At 67.3% G+C, this 16,064-nt stretch carries 16 protein-coding genes; 6 read left to right on the plus strand and 10 right to left on the minus strand.

Annotated elements, in window-relative coordinates:
* Positions 1–10: 10 nt before the first annotated feature.
* A complete protein-coding gene (locus tag GN331_RS03745) occupies positions 11–313 on the minus strand; it encodes a hypothetical protein (protein WP_156640428.1) in 303 nt (100 codons plus the stop codon).
* Positions 314–379: 66 nt separating this feature from the next.
* Here GN331_RS03745 and GN331_RS03750 point away from each other — a divergent pair, with 66 nt between their 5' ends.
* On the plus strand, positions 380–1,156 hold the full coding sequence (locus GN331_RS03750; RefSeq protein WP_156640430.1) for an SDR family oxidoreductase: 777 nt from the start codon (positions 380–382) through the stop codon (positions 1,154–1,156).
* Between the two features lie 75 nt (positions 1,157–1,231).
* Positions 1,232–2,995, plus strand: a complete 1,764-nt coding sequence (locus tag GN331_RS03755) for a PQQ-dependent sugar dehydrogenase (RefSeq protein WP_156640432.1) — start codon at positions 1,232–1,234, stop codon at positions 2,993–2,995.
* A 51-nt stretch (positions 2,996–3,046) separates the two neighbouring features.
* On the opposite strand, the gene GN331_RS03760 is transcribed toward GN331_RS03755, so the two are convergent.
* From GN331_RS03760 to GN331_RS03795, 8 genes are all read right to left on the minus strand, one after another.
* Positions 3,047–3,289: a con-10 family general stress protein gene (locus GN331_RS03760; RefSeq protein WP_156640435.1), complete on the minus strand. Its 243-nt coding sequence runs from the start codon at positions 3,287–3,289 to the stop codon at positions 3,047–3,049.
* 157 nt (positions 3,290–3,446) lie between these two features.
* Positions 3,447–4,073 (minus strand): DUF4124 domain-containing protein, encoded by a 627-nt coding sequence (locus GN331_RS16490; protein ID WP_197426986.1) that lies wholly within the window; start codon positions 4,071–4,073, stop codon positions 3,447–3,449.
* Positions 4,074–4,099: 26 nt separating this feature from the next.
* Positions 4,100–4,744 (minus strand): DUF4124 domain-containing protein, encoded by a 645-nt coding sequence (locus tag GN331_RS03770; RefSeq protein WP_156640439.1) that lies wholly within the window; start codon positions 4,742–4,744, stop codon positions 4,100–4,102.
* A 54-nt stretch (positions 4,745–4,798) separates the two neighbouring features.
* Positions 4,799–5,362, minus strand: a complete 564-nt coding sequence (gene tsaC, locus GN331_RS03775) for an L-threonylcarbamoyladenylate synthase type 1 TsaC (RefSeq protein ID WP_156640441.1) — start codon at positions 5,360–5,362, stop codon at positions 4,799–4,801.
* Between the two features lie 12 nt (positions 5,363–5,374).
* Positions 5,375–7,852 carry a DNA topoisomerase I gene (locus tag GN331_RS03780; protein WP_156640443.1) on the minus strand — a complete coding sequence of 826 codons (2,478 nt, stop codon included), beginning with the start codon at positions 7,850–7,852 and terminating at the stop codon, positions 5,375–5,377.
* Between the two features lie 185 nt (positions 7,853–8,037).
* A complete protein-coding gene (locus GN331_RS03785; protein WP_156640445.1) occupies positions 8,038–8,529 on the minus strand; it encodes a DUF494 family protein in 492 nt (163 codons plus the stop codon).
* A gap of 36 nt (positions 8,530–8,565) precedes the next feature.
* Complete coding sequence (gene dprA, locus GN331_RS03790) at positions 8,566–9,471, minus strand: DNA-processing protein DprA (RefSeq protein ID WP_156640447.1); 906 nt, start codon at positions 9,469–9,471, stop codon at positions 8,566–8,568.
* Positions 9,472–9,554: 83 nt separating this feature from the next.
* The gene (locus GN331_RS03795; RefSeq protein ID WP_156641227.1) at positions 9,555–10,703 is read right to left on the minus strand and encodes a LysM peptidoglycan-binding domain-containing protein; all 1,149 of its coding nucleotides are present in this window, start codon (positions 10,701–10,703) and stop codon (positions 9,555–9,557) included.
* Between the two features lie 155 nt (positions 10,704–10,858).
* Between GN331_RS03795 and def the strand changes: the two genes are divergently transcribed.
* From def to GN331_RS03815, 4 genes are read left to right on the plus strand one after another with little or no spacing between them, the layout of a single operon-like run.
* Positions 10,859–11,374: a peptide deformylase gene (def, locus tag GN331_RS03800; protein WP_156640449.1), complete on the plus strand. Its 516-nt coding sequence runs from the start codon at positions 10,859–10,861 to the stop codon at positions 11,372–11,374.
* Positions 11,375–11,387: 13 nt separating this feature from the next.
* On the plus strand, positions 11,388–12,305 hold the full coding sequence (gene fmt, locus GN331_RS03805; RefSeq protein WP_156641228.1) for a methionyl-tRNA formyltransferase: 918 nt from the start codon (positions 11,388–11,390) through the stop codon (positions 12,303–12,305).
* Entirely contained in the window at positions 12,302–13,597 is a 1,296-nt protein-coding gene (gene rsmB / locus GN331_RS03810; RefSeq protein ID WP_156640451.1) for a 16S rRNA (cytosine(967)-C(5))-methyltransferase RsmB, read from the plus strand. Before fmt ends, rsmB begins: the two co-directional genes overlap by 4 nt.
* 17 nt (positions 13,598–13,614) lie before the next feature.
* Positions 13,615–15,288 carry an ArnT family glycosyltransferase gene (locus GN331_RS03815; RefSeq protein WP_156640453.1) on the plus strand — a complete coding sequence of 558 codons (1,674 nt, stop codon included), beginning with the start codon at positions 13,615–13,617 and terminating at the stop codon, positions 15,286–15,288.
* Here the strand turns inward: GN331_RS03815 and GN331_RS03820 are convergent.
* Entirely contained in the window at positions 15,277–16,038 is a 762-nt protein-coding gene (locus GN331_RS03820) for a glycosyltransferase family 2 protein (protein WP_197426987.1), read from the minus strand. The two genes, GN331_RS03815 and GN331_RS03820, sit on opposite strands and share 12 nt — an antisense overlap.
* Positions 16,039–16,064: the final 26 nt, after the last annotated feature.

Raw genomic sequence — 16,064 nt, forward strand, 5'->3', positions numbered from 1 at the left:
GACGCGTGCGTCACTGCGCCGGCGCAGCCCCTGAATTCCCCGAGGTCTGCGCATCGATGGCCGCGCGCTGCTGCGCGGCCGCATCGAGCGTCGTGTCTTCCACCGAGCGCGCCTTGTTCAGCGGTGCCTGGATCGCGTCGTTGAGCTCCGTCGCGGGCTTCTCGCGCTTGCTCGCGTCGTTCCAGGTGTCCGCAGCGGGCTGGGTCGCCGCCACGGCCTGCGGTGCGGGCGGGCGCTCGGTCTCGGGCTTCTCCGGCTTGGAGCAGGCCGACAGGGCCAGCACGCAAAGCACTGCAACCAGGATTCGCGACATCGCGGCGGCGTCCGTTGGAAGGCAGCGGCTATCCTACGCCGACCCGACGGGAGCAACGAGGCAGGCATGGACCCCAAACGCTGGCGCCTGGATGGACAACTCGCCCTGGTGACCGGAGGCAGCGCGGGCATCGGCCGCGCGATCGCCCGCGAGCTGCTCGGCTTCGGTGCCGACGTCATGCTCGCCGCGCGCGACGCCGCCGCGCTGGAATCGGCGCGCGCAGAACTCGCCGAAGACTTCCCCGATCGCGACGTGCACGTGTTCGTCGCCGACGTCGCCGAAGACGATCAACGCCGCGAGTTGCTCGACTGGGTCGAGGACTTCGGCGAAGGCCTGCACATCCTGGTCAACAACGCCGGCGGCAACCTCACGCGCGCCGCGGTGGAATACAGCGAAGACGAATGGCGGAAGATCTTCGAGATCAACCTGTTCTCCGCGTTCGAACTCTCGCGTTATGCCTATCCGTTGCTCACCAAGCACGCGGCCTCGAGCATCGTGAATGTCGGCAGCGTGTCCGGCCTGACGCACGTGCGCAGCGGCGCGCCCTACGGCATGAGCAAGGCCGCGATGCACCAGATGACGAAGAACCTCGCCGTCGAATGGGCCGAGGACGGCATCCGCGTCAACGCGGTCGCGCCCTGGTACATCCGCACGCGGCGCACGCACGACAAGCTCGCCGATCCCGATTACCTGGATGAAGTGCTGCTGCGCACGCCGCTGGGCCGCATCGGCGAACCCGAGGAAGTCGCCGCGGCGGTCGCGTTCCTGTGCCTGCCGGCGGCCTCGTATGTCACGGGCGAATGCATTTCCGTGGATGGCGGATTCCTGCGCTACGGTTTCTGACGAACGGCGCGTCGCTTCACCCGCCGGTTAAGCGACGGGAGGCATCCTGCGCGAACGTCGCCGGAGGTCAGGCCCATGACGTTGCGCAGAGCCAGGACGCTCGTTTCGGGAGCGCTGTTCGCAGCCGCCCTCGCCGCGTGCGGCGGTAGCGGGACCAGCGGGTCGATTTCCTGGGGCAACACGCCGCCCAGCTTCACTTCGCCCAGTTCGGTGTCCGTGCAGGAAGACACCACGGGCGCGTTCTACAACGCGACCGCCACCGACATCGACGGGCAATCGATCAGCTTCGCGATCGACGGCGGCGAGGATGCCGCAGCGTTCCGCATCACGTCGGCCGGTGCGTTGTCGTTCGCGGCGCCGCCGGATTTCGAAGCGCCGATCGACGTCGGCGGCGACAACCTCTACCGCGTGACGCTGCGCGCAAGCGACGGCTATGCCTCGACCGCGATGGCGCTGTCGGTGACCGTCACCGATCGCAGCAGCATCGCCTTCCGCGTGCGGCGCGTGGCCTCGGCCGTCGCCTCGCCCGTGTTCGTCGCGCCCGTGCCCGATGGCACCGGGCGCGTGTACGTCGGCGAACTCGCGGGCCGCATCGACATCCTCTCGCCGGGCACCGGCACGATCGCGCCGACGCCGCTGCTCGATCTGCGCGGGGAGTTGTCGACCAACGGCGAACGCGGATTGCTGGGCTTCGCGACCTCGCCGGATTTCACGAGCTCCGGGCAATTCTTCGTGTTCGTCACCGATCCGGTCGGCACGATCGAAGTGCGGCGCTACACGTTGAGTGCGAGCAATCGCGACATCGCCGACCCGTCGACGATGCGCGTGATCCTGCGCCAGCCGCATCCGCGCACCAACCACAACGGCGGATGGATCGGGTTCGATCGCGCGGGCTTTTTGTACATCGCGATCGGCGATGGCGGCGGCTCGGGCGATCCGGACAACAACGGGCAGAACCCCGATACGTGGCTCGGCAAGATCCTGCGCATCGACATCACGCGCGACGACTTCCTGGCCGACGACACGCGCAATTACGCGATCCCGGCCGACAACCCGTTCCGCACCGCGGGCGGTGCGCCGGAAGTGTGGGCGCTGGGCCTGCGCAATCCGTTCCGCGCGAGCTTCGACTTCGGGCCCTTCGGGACCGGCGAAGGCGGCTTGATCATCGGCGACGTCGGCGAAGACGCGATCGAGGAAATCGACGTGATGGTCGGCCCCGACGACAACCAGGGCGTGAACTTCGGTTGGTCGGTGCGTGAGGGATCGCAGCCGTTCAAAGGCCCCGACAGTCCGGCCTATCGTTTGCCGGCGGCCGAATACCCGCACGGCACCGGCACGCGCGCGGGCAGCACGGTGATCGGCGGCGTGGTGTATCGCGGCCCGGTGGAATCGTTGCGCGGGCAATACCTGTTCGCCGATTTCATCGAGGGCAACGTGTGGTCGCTGCCGGTCGACGAGCTCTACGGCACCGTGCCGGTGACGAGCGCTCGATTCGTCGTGCGCAATACGTCGTTCGCGCCGGATGTCGGTGCGATCAACAACCCGGTCGCGTTCGGCACGGACCAGGTGGGCAACGTCTACATCGCCGACCTGGATGGCGAGATCTTCGTGATCGAAGGCAGGCCGGGGCCCGTGGGCCCGTCGCGGCCCGTGCCGATGCAATCGCGCGCGCAGCGCGAAGCGGCCGCACCCAAGCGCCACTGGTGCGCCGAAGCGTGGGATGGACACACCGTGCGGTGGATCGATGGCCGGATGGTCATCGGCGGGCAAGGCTTCGTGTGCGTGCGCAAGTACTACGAGCGCCTGGCCGCGCAGCGCAACGCAGCTGAGCAGCGCTGACGAAAACGCCCGCATGCGCGGGCGTCTTCGTTTCGTCGGTCGAACCGTGGCTTAGTGGTTGCTGCCGGGTTCGTTGCCGCCGAATTGGGTGGTGGGGGGCGTGTTCTGCGCGGGGGCGTTGGTGGGGTGAGTGCGGTTGCCGCCGGAGGCTTCTCCGCCTTTCCGGCCGATCATCGACATGTGTTCGCGATCGCGGCTCACCGCTTCGCCGCCTTTCTGCGCGATCTTGCGCTGCGTTTCCGGATCCATGCTTGCGAATCCGCGATTGCTGGTGCCGCGGGTCTGGTTCGCCATGCTGAACGCCTCGTGCTTTGGGGGAGGGAACAGCGACCATAGGCAAGCAACGGTTAGGAAGTTGCGTGGTGCAAGTCAAGAATTAGTAAGTCGCCGCAATTCATCCGCGCATTGCGCGCGAATCGTCACCAAGCTCACCGAATGTTGCAGTGATGCGTCAGCGACACGAGGTGTCGATGAATGCAGCGAGCTGGCGTTCGTACTCCGCCTCGCGATCGGCCTTGTCGGCCTTCGCGGCGTATTTCATGCGGAAATTGGCTTCGTCGATGCGGCGCTGCCATGCGGTGCAAAGCGCTTTGTCGGTGAGCGCGGTGCAGGTGTCGCGCTTGATCTCGCAAGCCTCTCCTGCGCCCATTCCTCCATTCAGGCCCACGGTATTCAGGTACGCGCAGCGTTCTTCCGGTGTTTCGGTTTCGCTGAGATAGGTTTCCGCTTCCCAGGTCTTGCATTCGAACAACGGCGGCGGTGGCTTGCGATCGGCGAGCGGGATCGCGGATGCGGGCAACTCGTCGGTCGCGGGCCCGCGGACGAGTTCGAACGCCGCGCCCGCCGGCGGACCAGTCGGCGCTTCGACTTTTTCCGCGCGCGGTGCAGGCGCGGGCGCGGTGGGAAGTTCGCCGATCGTGCGCACTTCCTGCTTCTCGCCGGGCGCGCAGGGCTTGTCGTTCTGCATCGTCACCGTGCCCTTGGCATCGGTGCATTTGTAGATCGTGGTCGCGTGCGCCCCGAAAGGCGACAGCGCGAGGAGCAGCGTGATCAGGGCGAAGGTGGCGGGGCGCGTCATGCGGCAAGCCTGCCATACCGCACGCGTCATTGGCCGCCGCAATCGTTGTCCAGGCGCGCGTTGAGGCTGCGTTCCTCGACGCGCAGCACATCCCGTTCGCTGGGTTGCGCGTTGAAGAAGCGTTTTCGGATTTCGTCGCGGCGATCGCGCGTGCGCGCGCACACGTCGGCGGGCGGCAGCATGTAGCAGGTGTCGCGCACGTAGGTGCCGGCGCCGTAGGTGTTTGGGCCGATGAAGGTCGGGCCGGAGAAATTCGAGCCGATCAGGCCGCGCGAGGGGTAACCCAACGTCCACAACGGCACCCAGCGCGGATTCCCGTCGCTGGTGTCGCTCGTGTAAGCCATGCCGTCGGGCGTGATGCATTCGTACAACGGGCGCGGCGGCGCGAGGTAGGTCTCGCGCGAGGCGACCTGCGTGTCGGCCACGTCGCGCGTCGGCGGTGCTTCCGTGGCGGCAGGCCTCGTCGATTTGCGCGGCGCATCCTGCGGGCGCGTCATCGTGCGCGCTTCCTGCTTCTGGTCTTTCGCGCACGGCGTGTCGCGCAGCGTGAGGTGGCCCTTGGCGTCGACGCAGCGGTAGATCGTCACGTCCTGCGCGTGCGTGAGGCGTTGCGTGCCCAGCGCCGCCAGGCCGGCGATCAGGAGGACGGCGATGCGCGATGAACGGGCCATGCGCGCATCTTGCGCCGATTGCCCGCGGCCGCAACGGCGCGGCCGACCGGCGGTTCAGCCTGCGCGCAGTTCGGCGCCGGTGGCGGCGTCGCGGATGGCGGTGGGCGCGCGCAGGCCGCCGGTCTCGCCTTCGCCGACACCGTCGACGTCCGCCAGCACTGCCGGCGAAAGCGCGTCGAACGTAAAGGCCGGCGGCTCGCCCGCGAGGTTCGCGCTGGTCGACACGATCGGCCCGCCGAACGCGCGGCAAATCGCGACGACATCCGGGTGATCGCTCACGCGCACCGCGACGCCGGTGTGCGTGCCGGTGATCCAGCGCGGCACGCGCGCGGTGGCCGGCACGATCCACGTGCGAGGGCCCGGCCATTGCGCGCGCACGGCGTCGGCGCGTTCGCGCGGAAGTTGATCCCACGCCAGCAGGTCATCGAATTGCGCGAGATCGGACGCGACCAGGATCACGCCCTTGTCGACCGGGCGTTGCTTGATCGCGAGAAGCCGCAAGACCGCGGCTTCGTCGAAGGGATTGCAGCCCAGGCCCCACACCGCTTCGGTGGGATAGGCGAGCACGCCGCCGCTGCGCAGCAAGCTTGCGGCAGCGGTGGGCGCGAGGCGTTGCATCAGGCCCGGCTCTTAAACAGTACGTTTGGCGACGGCCTTCTTGACGGCCTTCTTCGCAGCGGTTTTCTTGGTCGCCTTCTTCACGGCTTTCTTCGCGGTCTTCTTCGCCGCTTTCTTCACCGTCTTCTTCGCGACCTTCTCGACCGGTTCCTTCTTCGCCGTCACCTTCTTGGCGGCGACCTTCTTCCCGAAGCGCCCGCGCATCGGCTTGCCGGTTTCTTCCATCAACTTCTGCACTTCCTCCAGCGTCAGCGAGGCGGGCTCGCGATCCTTGGGAATGCGGCCGTTGAGCTTGCCGTCGCTGATGTACGGGCCGTAGCGCCCGTTGAGCACCTGGATGTCGCTGCCGTCGAAGGACTTGATGATGCGGTTGCGCGCGATCTCTTCCTTCTCTTCGATGAGGAAGACGGCGTGCGCCAACTCGATCGTGTACGGGTCGTCTTCCTTCTTCAGCGAGGCGTAGGTGCTGCCGCGCTTGGCGAACGGACCGAAGCGCCCAATGCCGACGCTGACTTCATGGCCTTCGCTCTGCCCGAGCTTGCGCGGCAGCTTGAACAGCTCCAGCGCATTCTCCAGCGAGATGGTGTGCATCGACTGGCCGGGACGCAGCGAGGCGAACGTCGGCTTGTCTTCGTCTTCGGCCGTGCCGATGGCTGCATACGGCCCGTAACGGCCGAGGCGCACGCTGACCGGCTTGCCGGACTTGGGATCGATGCCGAGTTCGCGCGCACCGGTGGCTTCGGAACGATCGACGCTTTCGGTCTTGTCCTCGACCAGTTCCTTGAACGGGCCCCAGAACTTCTCCATCAGCGGCACCCAATCTTCCTCGCCGCGCGAGACTGCATCGAGTTCGTCCTCGAGCTTCGCGGTGAAGTCGTAGTCCACGTAGCGCGTGAAGTGGCTGCTGAGGAAGTTCGACACCGCGCGGCCGACATCGGTCGGACGGAAGCTGCGGCTTTCCATCTCCACGTACTTGCGGAACAGCAGCGTCTGGATGATCGAGGCGTAGGTCGACGGACGGCCGATGCCGTATTCCTCGAGCGCCTTGACCAGCGCGGCTTCGGTGAAGCGCGGCGGTGGCTGCGTGAAATGCTGGTCGGCGTGCACGCGGTCGAGCGGAATGCGTTCGCCCGGCTTCATCGCGGGCAGCTTGCGGCCTTCGTCTTCATCGTCGGCCGTCTTGGTGTCCTTGCCTTCTTCGTACACGGCGAGGAAGCCAGGATCCACGACCGTCGTGCCGCTGGCGCGGAAGTTGTGCTCGCTGCCCGCGGCGAGGTCGACGCTCACGGTGTTGAGCGTGGCCGGCACCATCTGCGAGGCGAGCGCGCGCTTCCAGATCAACTCGTAGAGGCGGCGCTCGTCGTCGTTGAGGTAACGCGACACCTGCGAGGGCGTGCGCAACGCGGAGGTCGGACGCACGGCTTCGTGCGCTTCCTGCGCGTTCTTCGATTTGGTCTGGTAGAAGTTGGGCTTGTCGGGCAGGGCGCGCGTGCCGAAATCGCGCGCGATGACGTCGCGCATTTCGCTCAGCGCTTCGGCCGACAGATGCACCGAGTCGGTACGCATGTAGCTGATCAGGCCGACGGTGCCTTCATCGCCGATCGCCACGCCTTCGTACAACTTCTGCGCCACCTGCATCGTGCGCTTGGTGGTGAAGCCGAGCTTGCGCGCGGCTTCCTGCTGCAGCGTGGAGGTGGTGAAGGGCGGCGCGGGGCGGCGCTTGCGTTCCTTGCTCGCGACGTCGGTGACATGCAGCGCGCCGCCGGCGGCCTTGAGGATGCGTTGGCGCGCGGCTTCGGCGGTGTCGCCGTCGGTGACGGTGAACTGTTCGAACTTCTTGCCGTCGAGCTTCGTCAGCTTGGCGGTGAAATTTTGCGAGGGATGCGCGAGCTCGGCTTCGATGCTCCAGTACTCGCGGGCGACGAAGGCTTCGATCTCTTCCTCGCGCTCCACGATCATGCGCAGCGCCGGCGACTGCACGCGCCCGGCGGACAGGCCGCGCTGCACCTTGCGCCACAATACCGGCGAAAGATTGAAGCCGACCAGATAGTCCAGCGCGCGGCGCGCCTGCTGCGCATCGACCAGGTCGGTTGCGATCGCGCGGGGATGGGTCATCGCCTCGCGGATGGCGCGCGGCGTGATTTCGGTGAACACCACGCGCTGCAGCGTCTTGTCCTTCAGCAGGCCGCGTTCCTTGAGGATCTCGGCGATGTGCCAGGAGATCGCCTCGCCTTCGCGGTCAGGGTCGGTCGCGAGGAACAGCGCGGTGGCGCCCTTGGCGGCCTTGGCGATCGCGTCGACGTGCTTCTCGTTCTTGTCGATCAGGTCGTAGCGCATGGCGAACCCGTTGTCGGGATCCACCGCGCCTTCCTTCGGCACCAGGTCGCGCACATGGCCGTAGGAGGCCAGGACGGTGAAGTCCGGGCCGAGGTACTTGTTGATCGTCTTGGCCTTGGCGGGCGATTCGACGATGAGGAGGTTCTTTGCCATGGGGGCGGATGGGTCCGGCGGCGTCGGGAATTCCCAACGCGAAGAAGGCGACGCCCGGGGCCATCTGGCCACGGGCGTGAAGAGAGTTCCTTTTTTAGTGGTGTCACGCGGCCGGCGGGTGTGTCAAGCCGAACCGCGCCCCGTCCCCCCGAATGGCGACGCCCATCGAAGCCCGGGCCGCCCCGTCAGTGCACGGGTTCGGGCTCGTCCAGGAACATCTGGGTCTCCATCCAGGCATAGGCCGCCTCGGACCCGGGCTGGTTGAACAGGACCATCAGGACCACCCATTTGAGGTCGTCCAGGTCCAGTTCGTCCTGGTCCAGCGCCATCGCACGGTCGAGGACGAGTTCGCGCTGGCCGGGGTCGAGGACGCCGTGCTGTTCCAGGAACAGCAGGAATCCGCGGCATTCGACGTCGAGCTTGTCGAGTTCGGGGCCGTGGAAGATGCGGGTGGGACCACCGGTGCGGGGCGTCGACGATTCCGGGCGCTGCTCGGCGAGCGCGTCCAGCCAGTCGAAGGCCTTGAGGATTTCCGCCGGGCTGAAGCCCGCTTCGGTGAGTTCGGAGAACAGCGGGCTGCTTTGAAGGGTGTCGCGGTCGCCCACCGGTGGTGCGGTGTCGTTGGTGAAGTAGTGCTCGAACAGGTACAGCAGGACGTCCAGGATGCTTTCTTTCATTTCCCTCTCGGCCTGCGCCATGGGCGCTGTGGAGGTTCAGGATGCCTTGCGGGTGTAGCGGCCGTGTTCGGAAACCACGCGCCCTTCCAGCTCCATGACCAGCAGCATGGAGACAAGTTCGGCACTCGTCAATCCAGTTCTGGAGACAAGCGCGTCCATAGGGGTTGGGTCGTATCCGAGCGCGTCCCACAAGCGCTGGGTATTGGCATCCGTGCTCGGTGAATGATGTTGCAGTGCCGCGACCGATGAGTTGGGGACGCACAGCCGTTCGCGCAAGTCGCCTGCATACGCGGACAGCAGAGGGTTCAGCGCGGCGATGACTTCGTCGGGGGATTCGACGAGCTGCACGCCGTCGCGGATGAGCCTGTGGCAGCCGCGGGCCATCGGGTTGTGGATCGATCCGGGGATGGCGAACACCTCGCGCCCGGCGTCGGCCGCGAGCCGCGCGGTGATGAGGGCGCCCGATCGCATCTGGGCTTCCACGACCAGGGTGCCCAGGCTGAGCCCGGCGACGATGCGGTTGCGCTTCGGGAACTGCCCGGGGCGACCCGGCGCGCCCGGCGGGTATTCGCTGACGACCACGCCGCGTTCGGCGATCTGTTCCATCAGCCCGCGATTGCTCGGGGGATAGGCATTGTCGATGCCCGTGCCGAGTACTGCGACCGTGGGCGCTTCGACATCCAGCGCGCCGCGATGCGCCGCGGTGTCGATGCCCGCCGCCATGCCGCTCACCACGCACCAACCCGCGCGTGCGAAGGCGCGCGCGAAGCTGCGTGCGATGTCGAATCCGTTGGGCGTCGCGGTGCGACTGCCGACGATGGCGATCGCCGGATGCCACAGGCACGCGAGGTCGCCGCGGACGTACAGCAGCGTCGGCGCGTCGGGCAGGCGACGCAGCAGGGCGGGATAGTCGGGATCGTCGATCGTCAGGCGCGAATGCATCGCGCAAGCGTGCGTCGCAAACGACGACGGCGCCCTCGGGCGCCGTCGCGTTGTTGCGTCAGGGAATCCTGATTTGGTTCGACTTACTGCATCGCGTCCGGATGCTTGAGCTCGTAACCGATCGCGGTCGGCTTGATGCCGTCCATGAGCAGGCCGTAGCTCATCTTGTCGAAGGTGCGGAACACCATGACGTGGCCGACGAATTCGTCAGGCAGGCGCACGCGGCTGGCATCGCCGAACAGGTCTTCGCTGCGGTTGTTGGAGTACTTCACGCGATCGGGCACGTTGCTGCCCACGCGCCACACCGAGAACACCGTGCCGTTGTCGACGCCCTCGCGGGAACCGACCGACAGCGCGATGACGTCGCGCGTACCGCCGTGATACAGCAGGTCCGGCACGCCGATGACCTGCGCGCGACCGTATTCGAACTGCTGCTTCGGCGGGTGCGGGAAGAACTGCAGGTCGTAGGGCTGTGCGTCCACCGGGATCAGGCGATCGCCGACGCGCACTTCGTTGCCGCCCTGGTCGATGACGACCGTCGCGGCTTCGACGCCGCCACCTGCCACCTGCGTGAGCGCGCCGGTGTTCATCTGACGGAGTTCATAGCCCAGCTGCTCGTACCCCTTGTCCGGGGTGACGGCCGTGGTCCAGTACTCCTGGTAGTCCGCGAAGATGCGAACGCCGCGGAAATCCAGGTCCGTCTTGAAGCCGATGTCGCAGCACTGCGTGCGGTCCAGCCACGTGAAGCGCACCGTGGGACGCACGATCGCGTAACGCGTTCCCGGCTGGGCGCCTTCCAGGCCGACCACGTAGGCCGACATGCCGGACACGCCGTGGTTGCGGTCTTCCTCGAGGGAGACCACGTACGGCAGGTGCTCGAACTCCTGGACGACGCGCAGGTCCTTCAGGAACGGCTCGACCTGCGACAGCGGCACGCCGGTGACCGGCGCCTCGCCGCGCGGGCCTTCCTGCACCGCGACGCGGTCCAGGTACGCCAGCGACAGCACGTCGCCCGGGTAGATGAGGTGTGGGTTCTGGACCTGCGGGTTGGCCTGCCAGATTTCCGGCCAAAGCCACGGGCGCTTGAGGAACTTGCCCGCGATGTCCCACAACGTGTCGCCTTTCTTGACGACGTAGGTGTCCGGATGGTCGCCGCGCGTTTCGACAGCGGCGGCATAACTGCCGACCGTCAGCAACGCGACCGCACAAACCGGAAGAAGCCGTTTAAGCATGGCGGCCATGTGCCCGCTCCCCTTGAGTTTTTCCCCTTGTAGCCGGGCCACTATAGCCCACATTCCTCGGGCCTTTGCAAGCGCGCGGCGCTACAATCGCGACCCTAGGACACCCCATCGCTTGCGCCTGTGACCGGCGCCCCCATTTCGACACCATGGCCCTTCTCCCCATCCTCGAGTTCCCCGATCCGCGCCTTCGCACGAAGGCCGCCACCCTGACGCCGGAACAAGTGGCGGACCCGGCGTTCCAGCGCCTGGTCGACGACATGTTCGAAACCATGTACGAAGCGCCGGGCATCGGGCTGGCCGCGAGCCAGGTCGACGTCCACCAGCGCTTCATGGTGATTGACGTGTCGGAAGAGAAGAACCGGCCGCTGGTGTTCGTCAATCCGGAGATCCTCGAACGCGCGGGCGAACAGGTCTACCAGGAAGGTTGCCTGTCGGTGCCGAACATCTTCGCCGACGTCACGCGCGCCAACGAGATCCTCGTCAAGGCGCTCGACCGCAACGGCCAGCCGTTCGAAATGCGCGTCGACGGCTTGCTTGCCGTGTGCATCCAGCACGAGATGGATCACCTGGAAGGCAAGTTGTTCGTGGATTACCTCTCGCCGCTCAAGCGCGAGATGGTCCGCAAGAAACTCGCGAAAGCGCGCCGCACCGCGGCCGCCTGACGCACGCATGCCCTTGCGCATCGTCTTTGCCGGCACGCCGGAGTTCGCCGTGCCGTCGCTCGTCGCGGCCGCGCAGCGCAACGAAGTCGTCGCCGTCTACACGCAGCCCGATCGCCCCGCCGGGCGCGGTCGCGCGCTGACGCCTTCGCCGGTCAAACTCGAAGCGATCAAGCGCGGCCTGCCCGTGCTGCAACCCGAATCGCTGAAGACCGAGTTGTCGCGCGATGCCCTGCGCGCGCTGAAGCCCGACCTGCTGGTGGTCGTCGCGTACGGTTTGTTGCTGCCGCAATCGATCCTCGACATCCCGAAGTTCGGTTGCTGGAACGTGCACGCCTCGTTGTTGCCGCGCTGGCGCGGCGCCGCGCCGATCCAGCGCGCGATAGAAGCCGGCGACACGCAGACCGGCGCGTGCCTGATGCAGATGGAGAAGGGCCTGGACACCGGCCCGGTGCTGTTGCACCAGACGCTCGACATCGCGCCGGACGAAACCGCCGGCCAGTTGCACGATCGCCTGTCGACGCTGGGCGCGCAGGTGCTCGCCGACGGTCTCGGGCTTTTGCGCGCGAACATGCGCCCGGTGCAGCGCCCGCAGCCCGAGCAGGGCGCGACGTACGCGCGCAAGCTCGATAAAGCCGAAGCGCGCCTGGACTGGACGCAGCCGGCCGACGTGCTCGCCCGCAAGGTGCGTGCGTTCGATCCGTGGCCGATCGCCGAGGGCGAGATCGCGGGCGACACGGTCCGCATCCATCGTGCGATTGCGATCGAAGGCCGCGGCACGCCGGGCACCGTGCTCGCCGCGGGCCGCGACGGCATCGATGTCGCCTGCGGCGAAGGCGCGCTGCGCATCCGCGTGCTGCAACGTGCGGGCGGCAAGCTGATCACCGCCGCCGATTACCTCAACGCGCGCCGCGACCTGCGCGTCGGCGCATGAAACCGGCGCCCGGCGTCGCGCTGCGCATCGCGGCCACGCAGACGCTGGGCGTGGTGTTGCAGCGGCAGCGTTCGCTCAAGGCCGAACTCGCGCAGCGCTTGCCGACCTTGCGCGACACGCGCGATCGCGCGCTGCTCGAAGCCATCGTGTTCACCGCGATCCGCGGGCAGGCGCAGTACGACGCAGCGCTGAAGGCCTGGGTCGCAAAACCGCTGGGCCGCAGCGACGACGAGTTGCGCACGCTGCTGTACGTCGGCCTGGCACAGATCCAGATGGGCCTTCCCGCGCATGCGGCCGTCGATGCGACGGTCGAAGCCACGCGCGCGATGGGCCGCACGCACCAGGCCGGCATGGTCAACGCCATCCTCCGACGCGCATTGCGTGAAGGCTTGCCGGAAGTCGCACCCGAAGCAACGTGGCCCGAATGGCTACGCAAACGCGTGCAGCGCGATTGGGGCGATGCGGCGCAGGCCGTGTTCGCCGCGAGCGCGATTCCCGCGCCGATGTGGTTGCGCGTGAATCGCACGCGCATCGATCGCGCGGCGTATCGCGCGCGACTGGAAAAGGCCGGCATCGAAGCCACGATGCCCGCGTTTCCCGAAGACGCGCTCGTGCTTGCGACGCCCGTCGCCGTGAGCGAACTGCCGGGTTTCGACGAAGGCCTCGTATCCGTACAGGACGGCAGCGCGCAATGCGTCGCCGATGCGCTGGCGCCGAAGCCGGGTGCGCGCGTGCTCGATGCGTGCGCGGCGCCGGGCGGCAAGTCGGCGCATCTGCTCGAACGCGATCCGACCTTGCAACTGTTCGCGCTCGACATCGATGCGCAACGCCTGCGCCGCGTGCACGAAACACACGCGCGTCTGGGTGTCGGCGCGAACGCGCATTTGCTCGCCGCCGATGCCGCCGCACCCGACACGTGGTGGGACGGCGTGCCGTTCGACGCGATCCTGCTCGACGCACCGTGTTCGGCCACCGGCATCGTGCGTCGCCAACCCGACGTGCTGCTGCATCGCCGCGACACCGATGTCGAATCGCTGTGCGACATCCAGGCGCGCTTGCTCGACGCCGCGTGGACGATGCTCGCGCCCGGCGGCACGGTGTTGTATGCCACGTGCTCGATCCTGGCGGAAGAGAACGCGGGGCAGATCGACGCGTTCGTGCAACGCACGCCCGGCGCTGTTGTCGAGCCGCTCGATGCTCGCTTCGGTCGCGAATCCGGCGCGGGACGCCAGCGATTGCCCGGCGAAGATGGCATGGACGGCTTTTTTTACGGACGCCTGAGCAAGCGCTGAGGTAAGGTGCGCCGGCCATGATGACCGACGTCCGCCGCCGCGAGCTGTTCTGGTTTTTCGCCATTGCCTTGATCGTGCTCGGCGCGGGCATCGGCCTGCGCGCACCGTGGCCCGCGGACGAACCGCGCTTCGTCCTCGTCGCCAAGCAGATGTGGGACAGCGGCGACTGGTTGTTCCCGCATCGCGGCCACGAGTTGTACGCCGACAAGCCGCCGCTCTATTTCTGGTTGCTCGGTGCCGCTTATGCCGTCGTGCGCGATTGGACATGGGCCTTCCTGTTGCCTTCGCTCGTCGCCGCGATGGCGACCTTGTGGTTGACCTACGACCTGACACGCCGCCTGTGGTCGCATCGCGCGGGTCTGTGGTCGGCGATCGCGGTTCTCGCTTGCGTGCAGTTCCTGTACCAGGCAAAGCGCGCGCAGATCGATCCGACCGTGGTGTGCTTCATCACGCTCGGCGTGTACGGCATCGCACGACACGTGCTGCTCGGGCCTGCGTGGAAATGGTTCTGGATCGGGTGCTTCGCCGCCGGTCTCGGCGTGATCAGCAAGGGCGTGGGCTTCCTCGCGCTGCTGGCATTGATTCCGTATGCGCTGATGCGCTGGCGCGGATGGAATGGCCTCGCCGACCTCGGCCGCGGCAACGCGTTGCGCTGGAGCGGCGGCGCGCTCGCGTTCCTCGCGGCGATCGCGGTGTGGTTCGTGCCGATGATCGTCACCGCGACGACGAGCGGCGATCCCGAGCACCAGGCCTACGTCAATGAACTGCTCTACAAGCAGACCGCGACGCGCTACACGAGCGCGTGGCATCACACGCAGCCTTTCTGGTATTTCCTCGAAGTCATCGCCGCGTACTGGCTGCCATTCTCGCTCGCGTTGCCGTGGTTGTTCCCGCGCTGGCGCGATGCGTTCCGCGCAGGCGATGCGCGCGTGTGGCTGCCGCTCGGTTGGGCGTTGCTGGTGCTGGTGTTCTTCAGCGCGAGCCCGGGTAAGCGCGACATGTACATCCTGCCGATGCTGCCGATGGTGGCCGTCGCCGCGGGGCCTTATCTCGAAGGCGTGACGGCATCGAAATGGTTTCGCCGCATCCTGCTCGCACTCGTCGTCGTCCTCGGCATCGCGTTCTTCGGTGCAGGCGTTGCGGCGCTGCAAGGCGATCCCTCGTTCGAAGTGAAGATCGAAGCCGAACGCGGTCTCGCACCCACGAGCGACACCTTGTGGTGGCTGCTCGCGATCACGGGCGCGGCGATGCTCGCCGTGTGCGTGTGGTGGCGGCGCGATGCGTTGAGGGCTTCGGCTGTCGCGCTGTCGCTGTTGGTCGTCGTGTTGTTCTCGGGCACCGCCGTCCTGCTCGACGCGGAGAATTCCGCGCGCGCGGTGATGGCGCGCGGCCACGCGCTGGCCGGAGACGCGACGCTCGGCCTGGTCGCGTGGAAGGAACAGAACCTGTTGCAGGCGCAGGGGCCGGTGGAAGAGTTCGGTTTCCGCAAGCCGGTCGACCAGCAACTGCGCGCGGGCATCGCCTGGATGGAAGCCGCGCCGGAGAAGCGCCGCCTGTTCGTGCAGCAGGATGCGTTGGACCATTGCCTCGTGCGCGAGCGCGGACAAGCCGTCGGCACCGCCAATCGCCGCACGTGGTGGTTGTTCGGCGCCGATGCGATCGCGCCGGAGTGCCGCGTCTCAGGCCACTGACGCGCGCGCGAGCAGGTCGTACTTGCGCTTGGCGTAGCGGGCGTGCAGCCAGTGGAAGCGCCAACCGGCCGCGCCATCGACGATGCCGCCGCGCAGCAACAGGTTCTTGAGCAGGTAGGCCGTCGCCGCGAACCAACCGCGCAGCGGCCCCGCGGTCTTGCCCTTCGCATGTTGCTCGCCGGCCCACAGGGCGGCGTAGCGCTGCAACTTCGACCAGTAATCCTCGGCGCTGCGCGCGGTGTCATGTTCGAGCACGATGCGCGAGGGGCGCACGGTGCGGCCTTCGACATCGAGGTATTCGTGCACGGCGCGCAGGCCGTGGCGGATGTTGGAACGGAACAGGCGATGCACGGGTTCGCGCGCGAAGCTCCCGCCGCGCAGCGCATGGCCGAGGAAGTGCGTGCGGCGCATCAGCAGCCAGACGTCGGACTGTTCGATGTCGCCGGCGAAGAGCTTGCGCACATCTTCCTGCGCGCGTGGCTCCAGCCATTCGTCGGCATCGAGCAACAACACCCAACGCTCGCGCGCCATGGCGATCGCCGCGTTCTTCTGCAACGCGAAGCCCTGCCACTCGAGCTGTTCGACGCGCGCGCCGAGCTCGGTGGCGATGCGCACGGTGTCGTCGGTCGAACCGGAGTCGAGCACGATCACCTCGCTGCACAGCGGGGTCATCGATGCGACGCACCGCGCGATGCGGTCCGCCTCGTTCTTCGTGATCACGACACCGGACAGGGGCAGGGGCTGCGACATGCGTGGGATTATGCCCGCCGCGGCCG

It is taken from the genome of Noviluteimonas gilva (assembly GCF_009740395.1).
GTDB classification, from domain to species: Bacteria; Pseudomonadota; Gammaproteobacteria; order Xanthomonadales; family Xanthomonadaceae; genus Noviluteimonas; species Noviluteimonas gilva.

What these genes read in the sequence shown, in the direction of transcription:
- GN331_RS03745 (WP_156640428.1), bottom strand. Translation starts at nt 313, where the DNA reads ATGTCGCGAATCCTGGTTGCAGTGCTTTGCGTGCTGGCCCTGTCGGCC.
- GN331_RS03750 (WP_156640430.1), top strand. Translation starts at nt 380, where the DNA reads ATGGACCCCAAACGCTGGCGCCTGGATGGACAACTCGCCCTGGTGACC.
- GN331_RS03755 (WP_156640432.1), top strand. Translation starts at nt 1,232, where the DNA reads ATGACGTTGCGCAGAGCCAGGACGCTCGTTTCGGGAGCGCTGTTCGCA.
- GN331_RS03760 (WP_156640435.1), bottom strand. Translation starts at nt 3,289, where the DNA reads ATGGCGAACCAGACCCGCGGCACCAGCAATCGCGGATTCGCAAGCATG.
- GN331_RS16490 (WP_197426986.1), bottom strand. Translation starts at nt 4,073, where the DNA reads ATGACGCGCCCCGCCACCTTCGCCCTGATCACGCTGCTCCTCGCGCTG.
- GN331_RS03770 (WP_156640439.1), bottom strand. Translation starts at nt 4,744, where the DNA reads ATGGCCCGTTCATCGCGCATCGCCGTCCTCCTGATCGCCGGCCTGGCG.
- tsaC (WP_156640441.1), bottom strand. Translation starts at nt 5,362, where the DNA reads ATGCAACGCCTCGCGCCCACCGCTGCCGCAAGCTTGCTGCGCAGCGGC.
- GN331_RS03780 (WP_156640443.1), bottom strand. Translation starts at nt 7,852, where the DNA reads ATGGCAAAGAACCTCCTCATCGTCGAATCGCCCGCCAAGGCCAAGACG.
- GN331_RS03785 (WP_156640445.1), bottom strand. Translation starts at nt 8,529, where the DNA reads ATGAAAGAAAGCATCCTGGACGTCCTGCTGTACCTGTTCGAGCACTAC.
- dprA (WP_156640447.1), bottom strand. Translation starts at nt 9,471, where the DNA reads ATGCATTCGCGCCTGACGATCGACGATCCCGACTATCCCGCCCTGCTG.
- GN331_RS03795 (WP_156641227.1), bottom strand. Translation starts at nt 10,703, where the DNA reads ATGCTTAAACGGCTTCTTCCGGTTTGTGCGGTCGCGTTGCTGACGGTC.
- def (WP_156640449.1), top strand. Translation starts at nt 10,859, where the DNA reads ATGGCCCTTCTCCCCATCCTCGAGTTCCCCGATCCGCGCCTTCGCACG.
- rsmB (WP_156640451.1), top strand. Translation starts at nt 12,302, where the DNA reads ATGAAACCGGCGCCCGGCGTCGCGCTGCGCATCGCGGCCACGCAGACG.
- GN331_RS03815 (WP_156640453.1), top strand. Translation starts at nt 13,615, where the DNA reads ATGATGACCGACGTCCGCCGCCGCGAGCTGTTCTGGTTTTTCGCCATT.
- GN331_RS03820 (WP_197426987.1), bottom strand. Translation starts at nt 16,038, where the DNA reads ATGTCGCAGCCCCTGCCCCTGTCCGGTGTCGTGATCACGAAGAACGAG.